At 43.3% G+C, this 25,619-nt stretch carries 17 protein-coding genes and 1 tRNA gene; 2 read left to right on the forward strand and 16 right to left on the reverse strand.

The features are described 5' to 3' along the window. Positions 1-21 precede the first annotated feature (21 nt). The 6 genes from F597_RS21760 to F597_RS0115015 all read right to left on the reverse strand — a co-directional run bounded on the left by F597_RS21760 (position 22) and on the right by F597_RS0115015 (position 13,956). A complete protein-coding gene (locus tag F597_RS21760; protein WP_019540576.1) occupies positions 22-5,916 on the reverse strand; it encodes a hypothetical protein in 5,895 nt (1,964 codons plus the stop codon). Continuing rightward, positions 5,913-6,668 (reverse strand): hypothetical protein, encoded by a 756-nt coding sequence (locus tag F597_RS0114995; protein WP_019540577.1) that lies wholly within the window; start codon positions 6,666-6,668, stop codon positions 5,913-5,915. Before F597_RS0114995 ends, F597_RS21760 begins: the two co-directional genes overlap by 4 nt. After that, on the reverse strand, positions 6,665-11,713 hold the full coding sequence (locus F597_RS0115000; RefSeq protein ID WP_019540578.1) for a tape measure protein: 5,049 nt from the start codon (positions 11,711-11,713) through the stop codon (positions 6,665-6,667). The genes F597_RS0114995 and F597_RS0115000 overlap by 4 nt, the downstream gene beginning before the upstream one ends. A gap of 158 nt (positions 11,714-11,871) precedes the next feature. Then, positions 11,872-13,188: a PBSX family phage terminase large subunit gene (locus F597_RS0115005; RefSeq protein WP_019540579.1), complete on the reverse strand. Its 1,317-nt coding sequence runs from the start codon at positions 13,186-13,188 to the stop codon at positions 11,872-11,874. After that, positions 13,185-13,694 carry a terminase small subunit gene (locus tag F597_RS0115010; RefSeq protein ID WP_019540580.1) on the reverse strand — a complete coding sequence of 170 codons (510 nt, stop codon included), beginning with the start codon at positions 13,692-13,694 and terminating at the stop codon, positions 13,185-13,187. The genes F597_RS0115005 and F597_RS0115010 overlap by 4 nt, the downstream gene beginning before the upstream one ends. A 4-nt stretch (positions 13,695-13,698) precedes the next feature. Further along, positions 13,699-13,956: a hypothetical protein gene (locus F597_RS0115015; protein ID WP_019540581.1), complete on the reverse strand. Its 258-nt coding sequence runs from the start codon at positions 13,954-13,956 to the stop codon at positions 13,699-13,701. 78 nt (positions 13,957-14,034) lie between these two features. Here F597_RS0115015 and F597_RS0115020 point away from each other — a divergent pair, with 78 nt between their 5' ends. Beyond that, positions 14,035-14,217 (forward strand): YodC family protein, encoded by a 183-nt coding sequence (locus F597_RS0115020; protein ID WP_019540582.1) that lies wholly within the window; start codon positions 14,035-14,037, stop codon positions 14,215-14,217. A 103-nt stretch (positions 14,218-14,320) separates the two neighbouring features. Here the strand turns inward: F597_RS0115020 and F597_RS0115030 are convergent, their stop codons facing one another. The 10 genes from F597_RS0115030 to F597_RS0115090 form a co-directional block, all read right to left on the reverse strand. Continuing rightward, positions 14,321-14,881, reverse strand: coding sequence for a hypothetical protein (locus F597_RS0115030; RefSeq protein WP_019540584.1), 561 nt, complete (start codon positions 14,879-14,881; stop codon positions 14,321-14,323). Then, positions 14,871-15,041 (reverse strand): hypothetical protein, encoded by a 171-nt coding sequence (locus F597_RS22460; RefSeq protein ID WP_019540585.1) that lies wholly within the window; start codon positions 15,039-15,041, stop codon positions 14,871-14,873. Before F597_RS22460 ends, F597_RS0115030 begins: the two co-directional genes overlap by 11 nt. Next, complete coding sequence (locus F597_RS0115040; protein WP_019540586.1) at positions 15,038-15,421, reverse strand: hypothetical protein; 384 nt, start codon at positions 15,419-15,421, stop codon at positions 15,038-15,040. The genes F597_RS22460 and F597_RS0115040 overlap by 4 nt, the downstream gene beginning before the upstream one ends. Continuing rightward, complete coding sequence (locus F597_RS21765) at positions 15,396-16,316, reverse strand: DUF4373 domain-containing protein (RefSeq protein WP_019540587.1); 921 nt, start codon at positions 16,314-16,316, stop codon at positions 15,396-15,398. The genes F597_RS0115040 and F597_RS21765 overlap by 26 nt, the downstream gene beginning before the upstream one ends. A 1-nt stretch (position 16,317) precedes the next feature. Then, positions 16,318-16,692, reverse strand: coding sequence for a PcfK-like family protein (locus tag F597_RS20975; protein ID WP_019540588.1), 375 nt, complete (start codon positions 16,690-16,692; stop codon positions 16,318-16,320). A 327-nt stretch (positions 16,693-17,019) separates the two neighbouring features. Next, positions 17,020-17,244: a hypothetical protein gene (locus F597_RS0115065; protein ID WP_019540590.1), complete on the reverse strand. Its 225-nt coding sequence runs from the start codon at positions 17,242-17,244 to the stop codon at positions 17,020-17,022. Between the two features lie 5 nt (positions 17,245-17,249). After that, positions 17,250-18,365 carry a DNA polymerase III subunit beta gene (dnaN, locus tag F597_RS0115070; protein WP_081624392.1) on the reverse strand — a complete coding sequence of 372 codons (1,116 nt, stop codon included), beginning with the start codon at positions 18,363-18,365 and terminating at the stop codon, positions 17,250-17,252. Positions 18,366-18,399: 34 nt separating this feature from the next. Beyond that, positions 18,400-21,984, reverse strand: coding sequence for a DNA methylase N-4 (locus F597_RS0115075; RefSeq protein ID WP_019540592.1), 3,585 nt, complete (start codon positions 21,982-21,984; stop codon positions 18,400-18,402). 318 nt (positions 21,985-22,302) lie between these two features. Further along, complete coding sequence (locus tag F597_RS0115085; protein WP_245542045.1) at positions 22,303-23,223, reverse strand: tyrosine-type recombinase/integrase; 921 nt, start codon at positions 23,221-23,223, stop codon at positions 22,303-22,305. 508 nt (positions 23,224-23,731) lie between these two features. Beyond that, positions 23,732-23,806 (reverse strand) — tRNA-Val (locus F597_RS0115090). 222 nt (positions 23,807-24,028) lie between these two features. Here F597_RS0115090 and purB point away from each other — a divergent pair. Then, entirely contained in the window at positions 24,029-25,366 is a 1,338-nt protein-coding gene (gene purB / locus F597_RS0115095) for an adenylosuccinate lyase (protein ID WP_019540595.1), read from the forward strand. Positions 25,367-25,619 lie beyond the last annotated feature (253 nt).

The raw sequence follows: 25,619 nt of genomic DNA on the forward strand, positions 1-25,619 counted from the left end.
CCGGGCAAACGTCCGGCTTTTTTATGTATTATAATTGTTGCCTATAACAACATAGTCAAACCCTCCTGTACCAAATATTTCAAAATTTGCGTTTGTTTTTGTTCCGACCCTAAAAGTAGTGTTTGTATGCGGGGTTATTTGAACAACGTATTTGTTATGGCTCATATTCGATAATGGAACTCTAAACCCTCCAGAGATAATTGTAATCCCTCCGGCGTTCGATTTCGCACCCCAAACATTACTCTGAACTCCCCCCGACGTTGAACTCCCCGCTGCCAGCACCCCCGGCGTGTTCCATTTATCGGCCGCAGCCCTTCCGTCAAAACCCCCGTTTCTCGACATGTGGACATGGAAGTCCTGCCACCAAGACATCATGCCGTCCAACCCGAACTGGAAGTACTCGACGTTTTTGGAGAATGACCAGGCAAGGGTGGAAGTAGGAACACCGCCATCTATTGATATAGGGTCACCGGTCCATGTCAATTCCGCCCTCAGCGTGTACGTCCCGGTCGGGACTCCCGTTAATACCTTGACGCCAGTATTGACCTCATTGTAGCCACTTTCACCGGAACTTACAGATACAGAAACACCGGCAATATTCGCATAGAGGATGCCGTTTCGGTACACTTTTAGCGCAACATTCGCACTTGCCAACCCCGGGCCTCTGAACACAGTAATAGTCATCAATGTGCCTCCGAACGTCAATGTGCTATTATCCTGGCTGACGGTAACGGAACCGGATAGCGTCACCTGTGGTGTTGTCATATTGACTGCCCCGGATCCGGTATTCACTGACTGCCCGAGTTGCGTTTCACTCAACAAGTTCGCAACGGTGGGTATATTGAATACCCCGAAGATAAGGCGTGGTTTTCCAGTTGAAGGGTCAACCATCACGATCCTGCCGCTTTCCTCGATAATGAAATCACCCACTTTTGCCGCTCCGTTATGGAGCATCGTGATCTTTGCGAGATTGGCATATTCGTTTGCTCCCGGTGTCGTTCCTGCCGACATCTTGGAAAGGAATTGGATAAGGGCAAGTGCTTGTGCATACGTCCCGCCAGACCAATATGCCGGGTTATTACGTAATACTCCCTGAATGCCTGATATTCCCGCCGTTTCGTAAGAAGAGTTGAGTTCCCTTAGAACCATCATCACGGTCGAGATCAACCCCCCGTCCACCGTCGTGCCGAATTTATCGGTGATGGCTTTGGATGTATTCGCTTTTTCGAGGGCATCGGCAGCGGTTGTATTTACCTTGTTCGTGATGTTGTTAAGCAGAAACGTTTTTGCGTCGTAATACTCTGAAAAGGCTGTTCTGATAGATGCGCCTGAAACAGTTGAGTTTACGGTTAAATTTGCGAGCACGGGAGAAAGCAGATTGTTAAGTGCCGTGTATTTCGCTTCGTAATTCGATTTATCGACTGCGTAGGTGTTTGCCTGAGCCCAGATGCGTGGGTATTCGGCATAGATCTCCTGCCAGAGATTGCTCAGATACTGTTTCTCTGACGGGTCTGCAACGTTGTCCGAAAGGATGTCGTTAATACGGGTCTTTTCGGTGTCAATTTCGGCTTGGACGTCTTCGGGAGCTGGTGAATAGTCGGTAGCTTTGTTGCCTTTTTCGAGTTTCTCCCATTCAATTAAAGTGGTTGTTCCGATTGGTGCATTAGGTTGATAGCCCCTAATAATCTTACTTCCAGCATCAGTATTTGTAAAAGTTATTGAATGAATTTCAAAATCATCTTCAATAAGCTTTACTTTTATATCTTGAATTGATAAACCGTCCCAATTATACCAACTTATAGCTACGTTGGTTTTTACTTTAACACTAAACGTAAATGTACCTATTTTACTTAATGTAAAAGCTTTCTCTATTCTCGCAGCTGCTGATACCGAAGTATAAGTTTTTATATACCCATCTTGGGTAATCTGGTGAGTACCATAAACACTTATCCACCCATTATATGAACCTGTCTTAAAGTTTGAGTTTAATAACAAATTCCTCCCCCCAATCTCCAAAGCATTCACCGCTTCCCACTCACTGCTCACTGCATAGCCTGTGTAAATAGTAGAAGCGGGGTTTTTATAAACCACCTTCACCCTTGACCAAATATACATCCCACTTGACCATGTAGGTTGAGTTGTGCTCCAACCTGTTGTAGGTTGTGTAGTTTTAGATGTAGAGATAGCGTACTCCTCCGTCACGCTATCAACCCCTTGTCCTACCGCTCCAGTGTCACCTTTCTTAGGGGTGATGTTTGCAGGAGTTGAATAAGTAGGATTACCGCTCGAATAGGCTGTTTTGGTACGAGTCCAAAGCTGTTCACCTTCTAATAATGTCGGTGCGGTTGTAGTCCACCCTGTCGTTGGTGCTGTTGTTGGACTTGTGTTCTTTGCAAATTCAACATCAACACCAGTTATCGAAACGCCAGCGTCGCCTTTTTGTCCTGTTCTCGACTTTGCAAAAGTTTGGGTTTTAATTAAGCTAAATGAAGCTCCTGCCGAAGTTTTTCCTATGATTGTAAATGTTATCGTTGCATTGTCGGCTGTCATATTTGAGGCGTTCGCAAAAACGCATGTCAGACCGCTTTCGCTTTTTGCTCCTGCTGTTATTCCTGTTGCCGAAGCTGTAACGTTGAACTTCCCGTTTGCCGTTCCTATACCGTCATAATCCAGTTCTGTTGCACCCTCGAAAACTCTTATAATTGTTCCTGAACCTGAATAGTCACTTACAACTCCTTCTGGTGAAGCAGGCAAAACGTCTGCCTCGTTGCTCAACACTACATTGATAGCATTAACTCCAGATGCCCCTTTAAACACAACGGGAATTGTCATTGTATCGAGTAGCGTTGTTTTCGCTGCTGTATCGTAAAGCCTTACCGTGTAACTCGTTTTTCCGTCTCCATTTGCCGGAGCAATTGTTACAGGGCTTGCCGAAGCTGTTCCTGCTTCCGCACCACCGTTGGGCGTAACGGTAATGAATCCTCCTGAAGTGGTTGTTGTTCCGCTTCTTAGCTCTCCACTTACGGTTACTGGTGTATGTGTTCCGCTTGTTGCTGCGTTGATGGCATCTTTGTAAATGACAGGTGCGCTCGCTTTTACAGACCAGTATGTTGCCTTTACTACTGCTTCATCTATAGCAGCTTGAACGTCCTCGGGTGCGGGAGACCAGTCCATGGCTTTACCACCAAGCTCCACCTTCCAGTTCCGATAGTATAATTTTGTGCCAATCGCAATATCCGCACTCTTTTTCGTCACGAGCGTGGGCATTCGTGACGGGTTGTTTTCGGTTCTCGATATTCTCGTCCATACGTTCGGTGTCAAGGTGCGGTATGTTCCGCTTCCCAGCGCCACCTCCATTGCCACGGCACTCATCACCTCGACGCTTGTCGTTATCTGTCCGGTTAATAAGACGCTGAAATTGGCCAATGAGCTGAACAGTGGCCCGTAGGTGCTTATAAAATGCTGGTTATCGGTGGCATCCCGTCCATAAACCCAGTTCACACCATCTTCAACTCCCTTTGCTATCGGCCAATTCGTGGAATGGTTGGGTAAAATATTGTTCCAGTTGGCGGAATTTAACAGGTAATTCCTACCTCCGATCTGAAGATTATCCACCGTCTTATCAATCGCATCCTGATCCGTATACCTCACCCTTTTAATCCAGTGAGCCTCGACGAAAGTTGTGCTATCCTGTGTTGCTGTTAGTATCTCCCCTTGCTTGTAGGCGGTACCGTTAACGGTTCTATCTGCATTCAATACCCACGTGTCACCCAGATGGTAATTAGACGGCTGGACAAGGAAGGTAGTGCTTTTCCCGTCCGCTGTAGCTTGTGCCTGAGCTGCCTGTTGTAATGCTTTTACGGCATCGCTGTCGGCGATCTGTGTCCAACTGTAAACAGATCCATTCTTTACGAAACGCCAACTTTTTCCGGCATCCGCTGCGGGGGATGGCTGTGTGTTGGTGAAGGTATCGCCAATATGCCTGTCTTTTTCCGTATCAGTTGTCCAGTCCGAGGCGGGATAATTGCTTAAAGTTGGCGAATAGGCATCAAACCAGTTCGATACTTCACCGTCGATCTGCTGTTGAAGGTGATCAATATTATCTTGGGCGACATCAAGTATAGCTTGATTTTTATAATCTTCAATATCTTGCCTTGCCTGTTCTAACGCTGACGAAAAAGCATTTAATTGTGTTGCATAAGCAGCTAATTTGCTGTCGATATCATTTTTTTCAGCCTCGGTGATTTTACCGTCAGCGATCGCAGAACTGATTGCGTCCGTAACGCTTGTATATGCGGTTTGATAAGCGCTCCAGGCATTTGTGAGAGGCGTCTTATTTATGAGATTGATATTACCACGAATAACAAGGTATTGGGCATTCATTTGCCCGCGCTCGATGTATAGCCTATCGAGTACGGATTGTATAATAGCCAACTCAGACTCTGTTACGATCCCATCCCGGAATATTGTTTCAAGCGTATTCCTAACATTCACCTGCTTTGCGAGTATTTCATTCCTTACGTCGTTGACCTTACTTTCGACATACTTCTCCCAGTTCTCTTCCAGATAGTTTGAGACGGTTGCGGATATTGCTCCGGTATGCAGGTTTTTTTCAAGCTCCGTAATACGGATAACCTGATAGAAATTCCTTTGCGGAATAGAAATAACAACCAGGTCGCCGATGATTAATTCCGGCTTATTCCTCATGTATCGGTAATCAATATCAAGGGAGAATTTAACCCGCTTCTTTGAGAACAAATTCAGATACTTGTTCCCCTTATTACGCAAACGGGTAATGGAAGCCGTTACATACGATTCAGGCATGAGTACGCCGGTGAAGTTGAATTCATCACCAACTTTTGCCTTCTTACTCGAATTCGGGATTGTCGGTTTTGTTCCGTCTGCACCTGCCAACGCCGTTTCATCTTCCTGCTCGATAAGTGTTATTTGTTTATTTGAGTTTTGCCATTGGAATTTGAACGGCACTCCCAAAAGGTCGCCAGTGAGGAAATTGATCCTTGCATTGTCACCTACAGCGACAGCTGCCACATCAAAATCAATTTGCGGACAAGTCAGGATCTTGTTATTGTCGCCGGAGACAGTTGCAACGGTACCGACGAATTTAGGGAACTCTTCCTCAAACCTCTTTTTCTTTTCAACGACTTTAGAATGTTCGGAAAAATCTTCAAGGTAGTTTTCAGGCAGTTTTAGATATCCTTCATTGTCGGCATATTCATTAGGTACGTTCTGGTTTCCGCCCCGGACAATTAACCTCGTTACGGTATCCTCTTTATCGACGTTTTGCTGTTCGAGGGCATACAAGCCCTTGCCGGCTCCTTGCTGGAATGAGTGGTCAGTAATCCGCTCGATCCGTTCAACGAAGTTGATTTGCTTGTTATTGAAATAATATTCAGCCTGAAATTCATCGGCCAGTTTGTCGAGTACTTCCTTTCCGTTGAGGTCTGAAAAAGTGAGGTTTTTGTAATCGGTATCGATTATTTCGCCTATTGCCCAACCGGTATCAACACCATCAGGATTACCGGGTGTTATATTGATACACCAAATGAGCAATTCAACAAAATCACGCAATTTTCCGGTAAGCGTGAATGTCGTGTCCCCTGTAATCCGGTTACAGTACAATTTATTCAAAAGCACATAGAATGGATGTTCAAAAACAAGATCATAGCTGTATTTTACATCCGACTCGATTGTATATTCAACGTCACGGTTTAGGGTATAATTTACTCCGCCCAATTTGACATAATCACCTTCCTGGATAGGCAGCATTTCATCAACCGTAACGGAGATTTGAATTTCATTTACCCCCCTGATCGCTGTTTTGTGCACCGATTGTTTTGCAGAAACTTCACAAATTTCCGTTTCAACCCCTGATATTTTTCTATATACTTTTATCATACCACTGTTGCCCTTAATGTGAATTTAATGATGTTTTCGGCTATAATATTCGCCGTCAATCCGTCTTTAAAATATACGGAGAAGGTGTTGTTCCTGATCGATAGTGTGCGTAGCCCCGGAGACATCAAAAGAGAATGGAATTGAGCCATTTTATAGTAGATATCTGTAAAGTTGACCCCGACCATTGAACAGGATAAATCGATAGTCCTCAGCCCCCGGTAATTTGTCCGTATATAGAATTCCGTTGTCTGAATATCAATACGCTTTGCGGCATTTTGTAAGTTGTTGCTTTGACCGACATGTATGCCGAAATCTTTCACCAGGTTAAAATTATCAATCCGGTATTCGCCTGTTCCGGATGGAGTAATTGTGACAGGTTTTAAGTCTACATTATTCTGCCAGAAAGGAACGAGTACTTTGCAGTAACCACCAACTTCCTGAACGGTTATTTCATCTTTCTGGATAACCTGAAACATATCATGATCGAATGACAATTCCGTACAAACAACGCTTGCCGCCTTAAACGCATCGATATTAATCCGCTTGATTGCGACGCTGAGTGTAAGCGACCGGCCGTCCAACTCAATATCTTCCGCATCAACGAATGGTTCAATAGATGTTCCCCAATTGTGTTCAGTTGTGCCAATTCGTCTCGGTAAGTTCATGAATCCCTCGAGCGCATAAAACTGATTGCCCCGGGATGGGATTGCACCGAAAGAGGATAGGGGTGTATTATCAAGTTTATAGATCATATCCTACTTGTGTTTGGCTTTGTATTCTTTTCAATCTTATCCAATTTCTCTTCGAGCTTCTTTATCCCCTCTTCGAGATAACCGGTATTATCAGCTGTTTCGCGGGTATTGTCCTTTATGGCCTGTAATTCGTTAAGAAGGGCGTTCAATTCCTTGCCCATATCCGGCATAGGATTCTTTTCAAAGAACTCCCTTATACCCCGAATATCCATAGCCGTCATATTCCAGAGCCCGACTAATTGGGAGCCGGTTTGTTCGGTCATTTGCGCTTTCAGTTCACCGGTAACGCCGGATGTAGAGGCTTCATCTTTCCATAGTTCAAAACCCCGCTTTTCCGCCTCTGCCTGCCATTGCTCCATCCACTTCTGGGCATTGTCCATATCGGTGCCGATCGTGTCAAAGAAGTTAGCCATTAGCTCCATTTGCCGTTTAGCGACCGCCTCCGAACTGTCAAGTTCGTATGTTTTTTCAAGGTCTTCCTGAAGCTTTGCAAATTTTTTAGAGAAGAACAATTCATATGACATCTTTCGCCCGAGCGCTTCAAGCGCCTCTTCACCCGATTTGCGGAATAGGTCCCATTTATTCGCACCGGTACGGATAGCATTTTCAATCGAATCCATCAAGCCATCGCCAAGCCCGCCGAAAGTATCACGAAGATCGTCACGGATGACATCCATCAAATCTTCGTATCGACCTTTCATATCTATGATGGCCTGTATCTGCTTACGCTGTTCGTCCGTTATCTGGGTATTGGTATCAAGGAACGCCTGGGCCGCCTCCACATTAAATTCACCGTTATCATCCCAGAGATCCTTTGCAAGATCCTTTAATGAAGTGTATTTGTCTTTTTTGCCCCAAAAATTGGCCCACCCGCTGTAATCCTTTGTTTTGATAGCCATCCCTTGTATATCGGTGTAGCCTTTCTTGTAAGCATCCAGCAGCGCCTTGGATTCACTACTCATCGTTTTAGTGAGACCTATCCAGCTACCGAAATGCAAACCGCCGAATATGGCAGCTGCAAGGCTCCGGAATTCTTTTTGTGTCTCCGGACTGGTAGTTTTACGGATTATTTCATAATATTGAGTAAGCGCTTCCTGTGCATTCTTGGACGCTTCACGGGCTTTTTCCAATCCGGATGATCCGAATATCGTATCAAAGTCTTTATCATCAACTTCGAGCAATTTCAGGTTGTATGCGTTAAGGAAATCAAGACGGTTTTGCTCGAATTCTTTTTGTTCTGCCTTTGCCTGGGCGAATGAAGCAATGGTTTGCTCAATCATGTTTTGGGCGCCGCCGATAATAGCGCCGATCCATCCACCTTGCTGAAATCCCTTAGCAGCGGCTGATATGTTCTCGCTCAAAGCTCCCATCTGGCTGGCGAACTCGGAAAAACGGGAATCGCCGGAAGCCTCAGCTAATTTTTGCATCAGATCAGCAAGGGATGATAACCCGTCGGCCGCCTCAACTGCCCCGTCTTTAATGTATTCCAGACCTTTTGCCCGTTGTGCATCCGCTTCGGCTAACAAATAGCGCCTTGTTTCTTCATTCGCGGCCTTGCTTGCTTTTTCCGTATTTTCAGCAGCCTCTTTCCAGCTATTGAAACCCTTGATGATGCCGGCAAACGGATAGTTGGTCCGGTCATCCAATTCATCCTGTTTCTGAATGAGTGCATCATAGATGGCTTTAATCTTTTCCGGATCGGCTTTCATTGCCTCAAGCTGGCCTTCTGTAAAACCGGCTGGCACTGTTGCGTTAACCCCGGAAAGGTAATCGACCAATTTCTTAGCCTCTGCAGTAACTTCTTTAATCCTGCCGGTACTCATCCGGGAAGCATCGGAAAATAGTTTTACAAATAATTGTGAACTCTTTTCCGTTTCAGCGATCTCTGCATTATTGATTGATTTCAGGGACTCTTTACGTAGCTTTTCAAGTACCGCCAACCGTTCTTTTTCATCAGCAAGGTTCTGGTCTTTTATAGCCTTTGCATCCGCATCGAATTTTTTATTTATGTCGGCCCGCTGCTGTTCATAGGTCCGGTACTGGTCGAGTAGGGCCTTTTGGTTTTTAGCCTGATTGCTACGGTAGGATGCCCATGCTGTATCATACCAGTTATTCAGTTCTCCCTGTTGGTCGGTTGGCAATTGACCTATCGAAAAGGTTGTAGGCTTGAATACCCCCTTGCTCCCTGCTCTTTCCCATTCCTTTCGCTCGATCTCCTGTTGCGCCTGGATTAATTCCTGAGTACGCCGCTGGATGGATAACAGTTCTTTATTATGGTTGAGTTCGATTTGCTTTTCCTGCTTTGCAAACCCATCTTCCATCATATCGATGCGGGCCTGGGAGATATCCAATTCAGCCTGCCGGACCGCTAATTCCCGCTCAACGGAGGCACGTTTCAGTTCGAGGGTGGAGTTGGCGATTTTCTGGGCGTCCTTTTGCGCTTTGTTGGCTAATTTTTCTGATTCACCAGTTAGGAGTTCAAGCGTTTCCTTTACACTTTTCAACTCTTTCTCTTTTGCTTCGATATCTGTTTTATAGTCTGTCGACTCTGTTTTGCCGGAACGTAGGTCTGCCAGATCCTTTTTAAGAACGGCTATTTTGGTTTTTGTTTCCTCGACCTGCTGGTTGATATCCTGGGCCGCTTTTTGAGTCCCACTTCCGGCATCTCCGAAGATATCATCCGCCTCTTCGAGAATTTCTTTCAGTTGATATTTAGAACTCAAAATACTGTTTACATCGTTATAATATTTTGAGATAGCAAAAGAACTCGACTTTCCACTTTCTTCGAAGATGGTTTTGATATACCGGTTGATTTCCCCGGCATCCTGCAAGGCTGCATCTTCGATACGGGCCTTTATATCGGAAAATGCCTGCTTTCCACGCTCAGCGCCAAGATCTCCGGTTAATCGCTTACGCAGGGAAGAGTATCGGCTACCTATGCTTTTCCCAAGTTCTTGGTTATTTTCATCGATGAATTGGTTGCGGAGTTTCGCTCGGGTGTTGCTTTCTATGGCCGCCGTCAACTGATAGTAAGCATCCTTGGAATATCCTAATACATCAACTTCAAGATTTAGGTTATCAAGATAAGAGCCGTAATTATCGTTGATTTCTTTCTTTATTTGATTGTATCTTTCGGTTCCCGGCTCTGCACGTTTTAAACTCTCCACCAATGCATCCAGCCGCAATTTTTCAGTTTCGAGCGACTCATTCAGTTTCTTTTGCTGCTTTTCCGCAGTAGTTTGGTATGTGATAAGTTTGTATAGCCCATACGTCAAAGCAACCGCACCTGCAAGCGCAATAGAAAATGCGTTGGCGCTCAACACGGCATTCAATTTTACAGCTACAGCCGCCAACTTGGTTTTGGCAGCCGTGAGGAGCGTTGTGAACGTTATGTTTGCTTTTTTGGAGGCGGTATCTACATTAGTCGATAGGGTTTCGAGTTGCTGGGCGGCAGTCATGGTTTTTGCCTTGGCGGCCGCCAATTCCTTTACTGTTGAATTATAATTCTGGGCTACCGTATTTTCCTGCAAAACGGCCGTGTTTAATCGCTTTTGTGCCGCTTCTGTTTTTTTTGATGATACATTTCCGCTCACGGCTGCAATTTCAGATCTCAATGCAACTACATTACGGGCTTGCTGTATTTCTTCCTCTTTGGCGGCAATTATTTTTGCATGAATAGACGCAATTTCCCTGTTCTTTGCCGCTATTTTCGCCTCTGTTGCCCCTACGTCTTTTAGGCTTTGCGCCTGACTTATAGCATCCGCCTTTTGTTCTTCGAGTTTATTCACGAGCAATGCGGCACGGCTTTGTTTTTCAGATGCAAGTAGCATCTTCTTTTGCAGTGCTACTGTCTTCTCAGCCTCTGCGGTACCGATGATTGCTGCAAGTTCAGCCTGTTTTGCGGCCACATTTTCACTTGCGGCGATTTTTGCTTCTTTACCGGCAAGCTTTTTTTGCGCAAGCCTGTTTGATTCGGCGGCACTTTCAGCTATTTGCGCTTTCAGGTTTTGCCCCCTGATTTCGATCTCTCTCTGTATAGCTTTTACGTGCTCCTCTGTTCCTGACTTAAGGTTTAAGGTTGATATCCTTTTCTTTTCCTCTACCGTCAATAGGGCCTCAAGGCTTTTTGCCTCTTCCGTATATTTAACGGACGCAGTAAACTGTTTGTACGAATCAACCGAAATTATTGCGGCCTTATATACTCCAAGGGCAACCACTACCTCGGCCAATATTTTTCCGACCTGTTCATAATTCTCCACAAGCGATATGGCGCCTTTGTAACCGGAATATATAAAATCTTCCTGGCTTTTACCAAGGTTGTTGAACACATCCTGCCACGCACCCTCCAATTGCGCCTGCAAGCCTTTGATACCCTCTGCCTGCTTTTGTGTCATTCCGTAGAACTTCCCACCCTCGGCAGTAGCGGATGCAAAGGCATCGGCTACCATTTGAGAGGATATCGCTCCGGACTCCATTTCTTTTTTGAGGTCTGCAATGGATTTTCCGGTTTTTTCAGAAATGACAGAAAGTGGATTGAACCCGGCATTAATCATTTGCAGTAGATCCTGGCCCATCAACTTACCGGTCGATGACATTTGAGCGAATGCAAGTGCGAGGGATTGGAAGCGCTGTTCGTTACCCATAGAGATATCACCCAGCTGCTTGATGGTAGGAATCACCTTTTCAGCCTCAACATTGAAACCCAACAGGGTTTGTGCCGCCTGTGATACGCCCGAAAGGGAAAGCGGGCTATCGACGGCAAACTGCTTTATCTCGGACATGAATGCCGGCACGCCTTTTCCCCCGAGCAATACCTCGAAGGATGTTTCCAGCATCTGCATTTCACCCCGGACATTGATAATCTCCTGTCCGAATTGTTTCAACGCCCCGACACCGAAAGCAACGCCAAGCGTTTTACCGGCATTTTTTGCAAAATCGGATATATCCTGAATATACCTTTTCGCCTCTTCGGAATCCTTTTTCAGGCCGGAATTGTCGATACCGGTGGCAAAGAACAGGGCTCCGTTTTTATTTTGAATACCCATAATGGTGTTTTATGGTAAAATATAAACCGGTGGGTATTTTCATTAAACCGGCATGCGTTTACATTTTAATATGTTTTCGTGATAAAAGTGCGGTTTGTTCACCGGGCGGATAAATAAGGTTGTCACAAAAATAGGATTTATCATGACATTTTGTAAAATTACGCCACAATAACCGGCCGATCGACTACTTTCTTTTGAGGCGGCTTGTTTTTACCTAATACCTCTTCGAGCACCCAGTAACGGACTGCATCGATGGCATGGTTATAATCATCGATCGGCTCGTTAATGAAATTATCATTCTTGTCTTTATCCCACGTATAGTTGCGGAACTCTTCCAAAATATTGTACGACCGTTTGGTTATTTTGATATTCAATTCGAGCATCTTATCAATACCCGCTTTGATTGAGCCGGAATATTTTTCAACTGGTTTTATCCTTATGCCGGAATTTCGTATTTCATTTACAAGACGGGGATCGGCGCTTTCACTGATAACACGACCTTTTTCTTTGTGTAGCTTCAATACTTTAATGATATCAGCCGTACCCATGCGTGTTTTGTAGCACAATTCATCGAGATACAGATCATTATCATAAAGTGCACAATCGACAATAGCCGTAGGGTCGTTAGAGTATCCGAAATCCATACCCAACCCACGCTTTTTAACCCAATCAGGTATTTCAGACACAATTTCATAGGATGTAAAGATGACACCTTCCGCTATTTCTGCCCATCGGCCAATAACAACATGTGCGTATTTTGAGTTATTGAATTTATGCTTGTCGATTGATCCGTCAGGCTTCTTGCATTTTTCAATGGATTTATTCCGGATATCTTCTATCTCCTCGAGGAATACATCATTCAGGTTTGGAATATTATCAAAGTACGTCGTGTGGATATGGAGAACATTCGGATGGGTGCTTACCTGAACATCCACGCCATCTATTTCAACGATTTTGTGGGTGTTCTTGATGTATTTCTGGTATATGAAATGATTAACATCAGGCGGGTTCATCACGATGATTACCCGCAGCTGTATGCCCTTTTTACGGATGGAGAGGACTATTTTATCGAAATCCTTTTCATCGGTCCATTCTTCCCCTTCGTCACAAACAAAAGTAGTGAGCCCCTGGATAGATTTTAGTTTGGCTGTTTGCTTCCCGGAACTTGTTTTTATACCACGAAAAAGAATTTCACTGCCGGAGTAATTGTTTACGATCTCGTTTTTTGTAACAGAAAAATACTCTTCGGTATTATCCAGTTCGATTTTCTCGTTGAATTCGGGGATAACAGACAATTCAGCCGACGTCATTGTATAGCGACTGAATAAAATCAAGTGGCCTTTTTCAAAAGACAGCCGCTCAAGGAATGTGGAAACGTTGAATGATTTAGCGCTACCACGTCCCCCGGTTACAAGAATTATAAACTTATCTTCATTCTCATATAGCGGATTATATACCGGTTGAACCTTTATCATTCCTCATCACCCCCGAATTTACTTAGCCATTCTTTCACAGGAACGGACCCCTGCATGTCTATTTTCGTAGCCTTATCCCATCCCAACATCTTACTCAACCGGTCAATGGCAGCTATCTTATCATAAAACTTCACCTCGATCCCTCCTTTGATTTTTTTGATGGATGATATACAAGCCACAACCTCATCCGGGAGTTCTTCAATGCTTTTTATCCGGACGGTCATCCCTTTTGCGCTCAAAACGTCCGTTACCCGGGAGCGGACAATGGCGGAGAGTTCTTTTATCGCTTCATCCTTGGTTATGTCGGAGCGTCTTTGCAGGACATCTTGCAATTGTTTTACCCTTAGGGTAATCTTAGGGTTATTGAGCATCTTCGAGGCCTGAACATTCACCGTCTCATCCTTCATCTTATCACACGAATAAGCACGGCGATACGCCTCCGATGCGTTGCCGGTCTCGATGTAATAATTACAGAAGTTTTCTTGTTTGATGGTGAGTTTTGCCATGTGATTATCCCTCCTCTCCAATCTTTACGAATTTACAATTGAACCATCCCTCAAGATATTGTATCAACGATTTTATAAGCGGATAAGCCCCATTTTTGTAACGCCAGCTGAACACCCACCTATTATCATCCAAATACCCCAGCACGGCGGCTTTCGATTTCAACCGGTCCATTGCAGCCTTCACGATCTCTTCATCCGTCATTTGGGATATAGGAAGTTCCCGAAGAATGCGAATATTCCGGGGCTTAATATCATTTGGCATGGTGTTTTTGAATAAAATATAATGCTATTGATTTTTTTATTACCTTTGAAAGATATTCAATAATTAATTTTTAGTAGTATGGAAAATGAATTAAAAGCAGGCGATGTAGTTGTTTTAAAATCAGGTGGCCCCAGAATGACAATTGAGGATATTGGTGAATACACTTATGAGATCAAAGCTCTTTGCTCATGGTTTGACAATAAAAAAAGGATTTCCGAGACTTTTAAATTGGAAGCCTTGTTATTGTGCGATGAGGATTAACATGTTGCTATCAGGGTGTTTCAGGCTAAAAATCCCAGTAACACCCTGCATCTCTTTCCAATTCTTCGGGTAGCGTTTCTTGTTTTCTGGTTTTATTGGCATTTCAAAACAGCGTTTTTCCATTTAATTTCTCTTTTATCAATTTTTCAGCCTTGTAATACAAATCGAACAGTTCTTTTTCCGTTTCCGGTCCCGGCCAATCCCGGAATTTCTCATTCAGGAAAAAGCGCCATTCAAATACTTTACGTGCCTTTTCCGATAAATTCAACCGGCATAGTATTTCACGCACCTGGTTCGTTTTTTCGAGAACATCTCCGGGGCGATCATAATCTTCATCAGGGAGATCTTCGATGTCGAGGCGGGAATAATCCACATTGGCATCAACCGGCAGCGGCCTGTATTTGTGCTGGTACGGGGATGTTGGAGAAGTGGCGTTCAACTTGATCATTCGCAGGATATAATAATCAAGTTCAGTATATTGCCCGGATTTCCTCTCATAGAGCGATTGAAGCTGCTTTTCCGGCTTTTGAAGCAAGCTGCAGAGTACCTCATTCAGGACGTCGGTAGCCTCATCTTCAATACCGGCACATGAACAGTGATATCGGGAATAGTCCAGCCATCGTTCGTAGCGCTTTTCTATGTATTTGTTTACTTCATCTGCCATCACCGGGTTGTTTTTGTCGATTATAGATATCCAGTTTCAGTTTTTTCAATTGATCTACTCCGTCCTCAATACTGCGATCGTCCGTCTTTTTCAATATCGACAACATGCATGATATCGCAATATCCAGGGCGATTATATATTTTGCAGCTTCAATTGTCATATTAAATCCGACTTTTTAACCCTGAATGTTTTCCCGTCAATCTCCCTGATTTCAAAGTCGGAAAAGGAAGCCTTGCCGGCTGTTACCAGGTCCGAAACTTCCGGGTAGGTATATAACTTCACCTTCCTGTCGAAACGGATCACATCGGAGATATTCAATTCCTTGTATGCGAAATTATCAATCACGTGATTTATAGCATCAATAAGCCTATTCTCAGTAAAATCATTCGCTATTATCCTCTCAGAAAGCAAATTGAAAAATTGATCGCTCATCTTTGGAAATGCCGCTTTTAGCCTGTTTGTCGATTGATAAATAAGCATAGGCGATGCGAGGCTGTCATCATATTTGCTTACCTCACGATTGCCGTCGTTGTTTTTCAAAATTTGCGCGGGCGATGCCTTCAAGGACGTTTCTTGCAAGTTCGGCGTCATTATCTGCTGTATTTTCTTTACTTCTGTTGTCATAGTTTCCTGATAATATTTTTTCAAAATTTGTCGGTTTAATAATCCAGTCCAAAGTAGCCGTCCAACCCCTATTGTTTTGCCCTTTCAAAAATGGGCTCATAGCGGCTTTTGAAATAACTTCAGCGAATCGTCTTTTTCCATGTTCTTTTATCCGGGCCGAAATCATACTCTTCCGTTTATCCGACAAAGGGGTTTTAATATTGCCAAACACGCCTTTCGTTTCAGAATTGAAAAAAGAAATAAGGGAATCGTAATCGATTTTTTCAGTGTGAGGCTGTGAAGCCTTACAAAGTAATTCGTTAGAATTACTATCTTTATTTACTTTACTTTCTTTTCTTTTCTTTTGTGTACTTTCCGACCGATTTAGAGGGGTTTCTTCCGCCGGAAACTCTGAATTTAGGGAGTTTCTTCCGCCGGAAACCTCTTTTTTGTCATCAATTAGCCAAAATTCCAACTCGTTTTTCTCAACTCGTTTTCGCGTTGCCTCTTTCCATCTCTTTTGTATTCCCTTGCTGGTTATGATACCAAACGAATCAAACACGGTTCTATCAAAGAAACCCCATTTGACTAACCCGGATATAACCTCTGAAACGAGGGATTGGGGAACGCCTGCTTGCTTTGCAATCTTAAATTTGAAAGCTTCAGAACACTCTGCGAAATAACCATTACGGTATATCGCGCAGAGCACCCTTACTACAACGCATTCCCCTTTTGCTCCAAACTCGCTTGAAATTGGAATAACTTTCTCATCATCGAAAAGATCAACGTTGAAAGGAAAGTAATCTAATCCTGTTTTTTGTGGTCGTGCCATATTATGCTGCCTTCTTGGCTGTTTTCCTCATTTCATGTAGGATGTCAGCCTGATAGTCATTGATCGCTTTTTTCCGGGCTTCCTCTTTTTCCTCTTCGGTCAGTTCGACCACATGGTTAACCACGATACGGCCCGGATCTATTTCCTTGCCAATATCGATTTTATCTTCATCGTAGTAGTGTGCAGCCATGCCGAAGATTTCAGGATCAGTGAAGCCGACACAGCCTGATTTTTGCACTTCATTCAGAATATAGGTGACGCAATCGTCAATATTCTTTCCTTCTTTGGCGTAAACCACTGCGAACAAAGAATCGTCCGCAGCTCTTTTATCCAAATGCGCCTTTATTGTTTCTTTAAAATGATCCGTTGCTTTCATAGTTGTTTTTTATTAAAATCGTCCATGATCTGCCATAACTTTTTGTAGAATTTCTCATTTGGTTTCTTACCCTCGACGTATTCCCCAAGAGCGACAAAGAATTCTCCGCTATGCTGCATGTTATTAAAATCCACCGCAAACTTGGCGATTGCGCATGCTTGAGTAGTGTCAAGTTCCTTTATTCCGGATAAATCTTTCTGGTTTGATTTCAGGATTTCAAGGGCTTTTTCAAGCCCCTGTTTTGCCCCTGAATTCTCCGGTTTGTTAATATTCCCATGTTTGAGAATATTCGATATTTCTCGTTGTAATTTTGCTTTTAGTATAATCTCAATCTATAAATCCATTTAATGTTAAACTATCAGGATGGCAGAGTAATTTTACTTCCTTACCGTCCTTTAATGCATAAACGAGCCGTTTCCCATCGACAAGGGCGTCTTTGTGATAAGTCACGCCCTTCAGTCCTGCCTTCGTAGTCACGAGATAGCCGGAATTAAAATGATTATCCGCTATGCGCCCGCAGAACCAAATATCATCAGGTGTTAATTCACTCATATCGTTTAATTATTTACCATCATAGGCACAATTATGATAGTCACTTTTTCTGATCCTTCCGGGCGGAATATTGCCGATGTCGTAGGCCCTGAAAAATGAATATCACATGTTTTTGAATCGACTGAAATAGTTTTCAATACATCTGTAAGGAATTGCGCCCTGAAACCAATCACCAATTTACCAAGCACGGAATTCAGCATCAGATCCTCATCAGCTTTACGGGAAAAGTCGATATCTTCTGCCGTGATCTTTAAAATATTATCCTTGATATTGAGTGATATCATGGACGATGCACTACTGGAAAACACGGATACACGGTTGATCGCAGATATGAGTTCCTGGCAGTCGATATTCAATGTCATGTCAGGATTGGAAGGTATCACTCGACGGTAATTCACATACGAACCCTCAATCAGCCGGTAAATTACAGCATACTCACCAATCATGGCCTTTACGCTATTGCCGGAAGAAGACATCTGTATCATGGTATCATCAACCGGTAGCATTTCGGATATGATCTTTGCATATCGTGCCGGTACGTTCAGGTTGAAAAATGAAACTTCCGGGGCATCTTCTTCATACATTGCCAGTACATGGCCGTCAGTCCCGGCAAACGCTACGCGTCCATCATTCGACGATACATTCACGGCTGTCATCACGGGGCGCAATTGATCATCCGATGCATACTTTGAAACGGTTTTGAAACCTTTCGAAAGGAGAGATGAACTCAAGGACGGGAGCTCTTTGTTAAATACTGGCAGTTCAGGATAAGCGATTGCATCCATCGGCGCCATCTCGAATCTACCGTTATAGTACTTGAATGTCACTTTTATAAGCGGATCGATAACGATCTCGATCGGCTGGTCCGGCAGTTCGCCTAATGCTTTAATTAAAGTTTGGGCATCAAGCAGGAATGATGCTTCTTGAAAATCCTTTATCACGCAATCAACGGTTGTCGTGATTCGGCCGGCTTCATCCATAGCCGAAATAGAAATCGATTTGTCATTCTCGACACGTATCAAAAACGTGCTGTACATTACCTCCTTTGCCGAGGATCTTAGAACTTTTGAAACAACTCTCAATTTGGAGAGCAGATCACTTTTTGTTAGACTAATTTTCATGTTGTAATTGTTTTAAATAGTTATTGAATTGAAATTAAATAGCTTCTAATGTGTCAAACAGGGATGGCATTTTCATATTCCTTTCGGCACCCTTGCAATATGCCGCACCGTCGATGAAATATGGATTACTCAACTCGATACCGATACCTTTCCGGCCTTTTAGGACCGCGCGGTATGGCACCGTCATTAATCCACCGAAAGGATCCAATACCGTCTCTCCGGGGTTGCTCAATTGCTCGATTACACGGTCAGCAATATCAAATTGAAGGGGGCAATTCTTCACAATACAACCCTCGGCTGTATAACTGGCATCATCGGCAACCTGAATTGTCCAAGTTTCGGCTATCCCGTTTTCAGTAATATCCCTAACAGGGCGCCACGCCCCATCGTCGAGTATCTTCCCAAATGAACGATCTCCGTTCCGCCATGATAATTGCCATAGTTGTTTTTGATTGATCTCCCGCCCCTGTATGTTATGTTTGCCTGGTTTCTTTCCAGCGAATACGGATGCGATCACACCTCTTGCACGTTGGGCGACCATAGCCATACCCAACACTAATGCACGGGAAACGGAGCATGCTGTAACCTGATTTCCCGTTTTATTGCCATCACCGGCAAGATACCCGCTTAAAAGCGCTTCCGATTTTTCAGCGTTAAGGCAAATACCCTCTATCGGTACTTGCTTGTTTTCCGCACCGTGACCGCATTTATGCAGCATGTTTTTCAACTCGATAGATGATATGTTCAATCCGAATTGAGAACAACCGTCTGCTATGTTTTCATGTCCGATAAATTCACCGCAAATGCTTTTAAATTCATCGATTTTTTTGTTACCTACGGATATGAAGAATTGATTGCGAGCACCATGATAGTGTCCATCCGCCAAATATCTGCCGATTAACCACCATTCATTTTCAGTGAATTGGCTTTCTTCTATTTCCGGTAATTTTAAATTGACAAAACCACCCTTCGTATCCTTTGATTCTATCCATGCCGGCTCGGTTGAAGGTAGATAATCAAGAGGTCGAGCCTTGTTGTTTTTGCGTGCCCAAACTTTATGGTCAGATGTCAGGGTTAAATTTGCCACACCTTGCGCTTTCACCTGAACGATTGGATTAATGCCGGTACAGGCTTTTGCAATAACAGGTTTCCAATTTCCGTTATGGGTTAAAACATTGTCCCCAATATTGATATTTTGTATTTCTTTGTATCCGTCCTTTGTTAAGATTAAACTACCTTTCGCCAAACACAGATGCATTTCCTTTCCCTTACTCCATTGTGAGCCGTTGAGGGTCCGCATGCGGGTTACATCCGTCCATACCTCATCTGTCCAACTTTGGGGCTGTAAAAGCATGAAGCCGGAAGGAAGTTTACCCTGCATTTCCAGTGTTTCGGCCACTTTTACGACATATTCGAAATCCCATATTTCGTTGAGGGTGTAGTTTTTGAACCACTGAAAAATCTGTTTGTGGTCCATTGCGGCCAGTTCTTCCGGTGTGACACCTCTATTGCCATCACTGCGTGTATAGCCGGCGGCATCAAATTGCCATCGGGCGCGGGAATAACCATCGGGGTTAATCCATTCTTCATTAATTTTATCCCACTCCTTTTTGCCCTTTTCGACAGGGATATCGGCATACGCATTTGTCCGGTCTGTTTGGGGTTTTCTGAAGTATAGGAGATATTCCGGCATTCCGACTCCCATCTTTGTGCCATCCTTGCATTGTTCCGTCCATCCGAGCCTGTAAGTCTGATTGTTTTCGCGGACCACATCGGTAACAATTGTTTTCATGCCCATGTATGCGAAACCATGCTTCACGAAGTGATTATACGTGTCAATATGAAAAGGATAAACCGTTTGAACACCAGCCTTTGATAGTCCCATCGGGACAATCCTGTCCTTTACGTGGATGGCGGCTATCCGGCCGGGTTGCAGTACCCTGAAAAGGTTGGGCGTTAGATAATCCATCTGCTGGAAAAACTCTTCATTGCTTTCTGAATGTCCCAGGTCTGCGTAATTGGGGCTATATTCGTACTGTGTTGAAAATGGTATCGATGTGAGGATCAATCCTACCGAATTGTCTGGATATCTGGTTTTATCTGATAATTCAGGGATGCTGTCATTATTCACCACCTTAAAATTATTACCGGTGATTTCTATTCTCTCAACTCCCATTTTCCGGGCCAGGTGTTTTGCCATTTCGGCATGGGATAATCCGTACTTTCTTATTATTTCAGTCATTTTTTTGATTAGTTTGTTATGGTTTTGCCATTTTCGTTCGAGGGATTTACGGACGTTCTTTTCCGTTTCGGTATAGATAAGATCGACACGAACAGTGTTTTTTTGAAGGAATCGCTGCAGGCGGTGAATGGATTGTATGAAGTCGTTAAATTTGTAACCTATACCAAGATATATCGCCCAGCTGCAATAACGTTGAAAATTACAACCGGACCCGGCAATAACCGGTTTGGCCGATAATTCGGGTACACGTCCGTACGAAAAGTCAAGGATATTCTTTTCGCGTTTCTCATAGTCCTGTGAGCCATATATCGAAGTGATACCGGGAATAGCCTTATCAATTGCGTGGCGCTCATCTTCGAGATCGTGCCAAATGATACGGTGTGCTCCCGGATCTTCCGCTCTCAATTCGAGCATCTTTTTAATACGGCTATCTAGGCTCAACCGTTTTTCTTTTGCCGATTGCTCCAATCCGAGAGCCTCCGTTTTGAACATTTGCATTTGGCCGTTTTTCTCGACAGTGATCTCTACGTGATCGGCCGGTATTTCGTGCCAACGCAAATCTAATTCAGGCAGAATATACCCCTCGTCATCTTTCGGATCACCGGTGATATCGGACGGCTTATTAACGAACAGTGCCCACGAAGAAACCCACAGCCAGAATTCCTCTTCCTTGTGCGCATGGAGTGTTAATTTATCGGCATGCGTGCTATCACGTTTAAAGAATCTCGTTTTTGCCTGGGAGATATCCATTATGCCGAGAAAATCAGCATAAGCGAGCAATTCTATGTAGTCGTTAGGGGATGGCGTGGCGGTTGCGACAAAACGGTATTTGATATGATCTGAGCCTCTGCGCATTTGCATAGGCCCGGCATCACCGGTAAAGAGCCGCATGAATTCCCGGAATGTTTTCGAGCCGCCAAATCCACGTAATACGGAAGCTTCGTCTAAACTTGCAACATCGAATATACGGGGATCAAGGCGACCGTCCCGGATGCTTTCATAGTTGGTAAGGTATATACCGTCTCCGGACATTTCAGACGGGCGTCGGATGAATTTCGGTTCTTCTTTCCAACCGAGGATATTGATCGAGTCCTGGACGAATTCCTGTTTGATGTTGAGCGGGCAAACAATGAGGCCCTTCGAACCGCTTGCTTTTTCGAGGGTATACCGAACAGTTTCTAACTGGGTTACGGTCTTATGTAATCCAAACGATGCAAAACACGCACGTCGGCCACCCTCAACAAGCCATTTTACCATTAGCTTATTGTGGGGTTTCAAGTTCGGGTTAATATCTTCTATATCGAGACTAAACCCGAAATTCTCCGAAACTTTAATTTTTGACTTTAAAAATTCGTCGTATGTTTTTTGATTTTGCATGACACTTTTTCAAGTGCCCGGCGTGATTGGGAGGGTGTTAAGCTTTTAGTTCAAGGTTGATAATAATGTGTATAAAGGAGCGACCCTGTTTTTGTTATCCTATCCGGGCGGCAAAATCCTGAAATCCGAGGCAAGCCTCCGATCCTTATATACACAAAAAGTTGAACCCTGAACCTTTCGATTCAGAATCCAACTCGCTTTATGGATGCAAATGTACGGGTTATTTTTTAATCACCAAATTTTTTGCAAGAATTTTTTATACAATTTTTCAGGGAAATTATATAAACGATTATACAATCTTTCGATGAAATTATATAATCAGTCCCGTAATAAATTCAATACCTTCCTATTAGCATCATCGCAAATCTCATAATCTATATCAATATAGATATCTGCCATCTTGTAATCGTTATTCACGTGGCCGAGGCAGAAATCAACATCCGCCTTCGGTACCTTCGCTTTGTTCCGGGCAATACTCGCCCAGGAATGGCGGGCCCAATTGGTTGTGATTTTCGGAATATTGAATTCGGTACTGATTTTCTCTAACCCTTGATTGATAGCTTTCATAAAATTGTAAGAACAGGTATATCGTGTTTTGATATCAGATAGAAAATAGCCTGAACTATATTTATCAATCAATTCCTTTAATTCCGGCTCAACCTTTATGGATAACGGAAACATGGAGGTATTTCCGTCTGTATTCGTTTTAGATCGTTCATATTCTATTCTACCGTATCTTGGACCGGATAGATTAAATAGATCGTTTACGTTAATTCCCATGAGGTAAAACATCATCATGAACATATCCCTTGCAATGTTTTCCCGTTCTGTATCGAATTTTCCATCCCTAATCCTCTTTACCGTTTCAATAGGAATATTTTTCTTTCGCCGCCTATATTCTGGTATATCTACATTCTTGAATGGTTTATTTGGAATGAGAATAATATCATAATCCTCTTTATTATAATGGTCTTTGCATTTATTGAATAAAGAACGGATACCCCTCATATAATTATTGATCCCCCCCGGTTGCATCCCGTTCTTTTCTAAAGTTTCTTTATATTCCCTCATCCTGTTTGCTGTAATATCACAAGCATTGATTTTGTCGCTCTTCCAGAATTTTTTAAATGAATCAATTGAGCATTGATACCATGATGCCGTTTTCTCTTTTACCGTATTATCGATTATGGTTTTAGTGAAATCGATGAAATCAATGTATTCCGGTTTTTGCTCGGACATACTTTGAAGTATTTCTTTGAGTTCAGAACAAGACATTTTAGATGTTCGAGACGATCCCAATTGAAGAAAATTCTTTTTATGTAGCTGCATTATTTCACCCAATTCATAATTTAGCATATCAGCATCAGGATAAAATGATGAGATATTTCCGTCAGAATTCATAAATCCGGGTTCAATATAATATGGGGTAGGAAGGTATTGCGATACTTTGCTATGATAAACACGAATTTTGATATTTGTCGTGCCATCTGATTTAATATGGTTTTTAGTTGTAAATACAACCGGTTTAAAAGTTGCCATCGTTGATTTTGTTTTAAATAATTCGACAAAACCAATTCCGCGACCTCAACTTTTAAAATCACTTCAAAGATAGTTCAAAGAAATATTGATCTTATTTCACCTTAATAGCGAAAAATAAGGGTGATTTTAACAAAAAAAGCGAGTGGTACAGAATTGTACCAACTCGCTTTATGCTGTTAGTTTGCTGTAATACAGCTTGATAACTCGGTGGGCGTTGACGGATTCGAACCGCCGACCCTCTGCTTGTAAGGCAGATGCTCTGAACCAGCTGAGCTAAACGCCCGGATTTTTTTGAATATTTTGAAAGATCTTCGATAGTTGCTTTCCTGAAAAGCGATGCAAAGATACGTCGATTTTATTTTTCTGCAAAACTTTTTACAAATATTTTTTATGAAAATTTTCACGGGTCTATTATTATCCCTATTTTTGTACCATCAAAATAGGGGTAGCGATTATATTAATCCGCAATAAACGTTTTCGTTAGGAAATACGAATACAAGTTACAATGAATTTAGATCAACTGACAGCTATTTCACCCGTCGACGGACGATACAGGGATAAGACCGCAGATCTGGATGCGTTCTTTTCCGAGTACGCACTCATCCGGTACCGCGTTCAGGTGGAGATCGATTACTTTATCTCTCTCTGTGAAGAGGGAATCCTTCCGTTGAAGGATGAGGCCATCTTCGAACAATTAAGGGATTTGTACCGTAATTTCAGTGAAGAGGACGCCCGGCAGATCAAAGAGATCGAAAAAATCACCAATCATGACGTGAAGGCGGTGGAATATTTCCTGAAAGAGGAATTCGATGCGCTTCAGCTGTCAGATCATAAGGAATTCATTCATTTCGGATTGACATCGCAGGATATTAATAATACCGCTACGCCGATGATGTGGCGGGATGCACTGCACAAGGTCTATATCCCCGAACTGGAAAAACTGGTTTCCCGGATCGATGCACTGGTCGATGAGTGGAAAGATATTCCCATGCTGGCGCGTACGCACGGACAACCGGCATCACCTACACGCCTGGGGAAAGAGATGAAGGTCTTTACATACAGGTTGACCGGTCAGATTGAAGTGCTGAAAAAGATTCCGGCCAAAGCCAAATTCGGTGGGGCAACCGGTAATTTCAACGCGCACCGGGTGGCTTATCCCCATATCGACTGGAAACTGTTCGGTAACCGTTTCCTGCAGGAGAAACTGGGTCTGCACCGCGAAGAGTACACCACGCAGATATCCAATTACGACGCTTTTGCCGCATCATTCGACGCGATGAAACGCATCCATACCATACTGATCGACTTCACAAGGGATATATGGCAATATATATCGATGGAGTATTTCAAGCAGAAGATCAAGGAAGGTGAAGTCGGTTCGTCGGCCATGCCCCACAAGGTGAACCCGATCGACTTCGAGAATGCCGAGGGTAACCTGGGTATTGCCAACGCATTATTGGAACACCTTGCGGCAAAACTGCCCGTCTCACGGTTGCAGCGCGACCTTACCGACTCTACGGTAATCAGGAATATCGGCATACCTATGGCACATGGATTAATTGCGTTAAAAAGTGCAACAAAAGGGCTTCATAAATTGTTATTAAACAGAGAGGCAATAGAGAGGGATCTGGAAAATAACTGGGCAGTGGTTGCCGAAGGAATCCAGACCATTTTAAGACGCGAAGGATATCCGAAACCCTATGAAGCACTGAAAGCTTTGACACGAACCAATGCGCGTATCACCCGGGAGAGTATTTCGGAATTTATTGACAATTTGGATGTAAATGAACAGGTGAAAAAAGAATTGAAAGAAATCACACCCCAAAATTATACAGGATTTTAAGAAGACATTTTCGTGAAGTAAACCAAGCAAAGAACAAACAAACTTACCTCCTGCCATAACGAGAACTATTTCGTTGAATAAGGGCAGAGACAGTTTATTTGATCTGCCAAACACAAGAAATAGTCCAAAGTACTTGAAACAGTACAATAAAGATAGGAATGACTAATTTTAATTGAACAGTAAATAATAATTGAAAGAAATCCGGTTCCGGTCATGTTAGCCGGGCGGTAGAAATTTGAAAAAATGCGATTTA

Source organism: Proteiniphilum acetatigenes DSM 18083, assembly GCF_000380985.1.
GTDB lineage: Bacteria > Bacteroidota > Bacteroidia > Bacteroidales > Dysgonomonadaceae > Proteiniphilum > Proteiniphilum acetatigenes.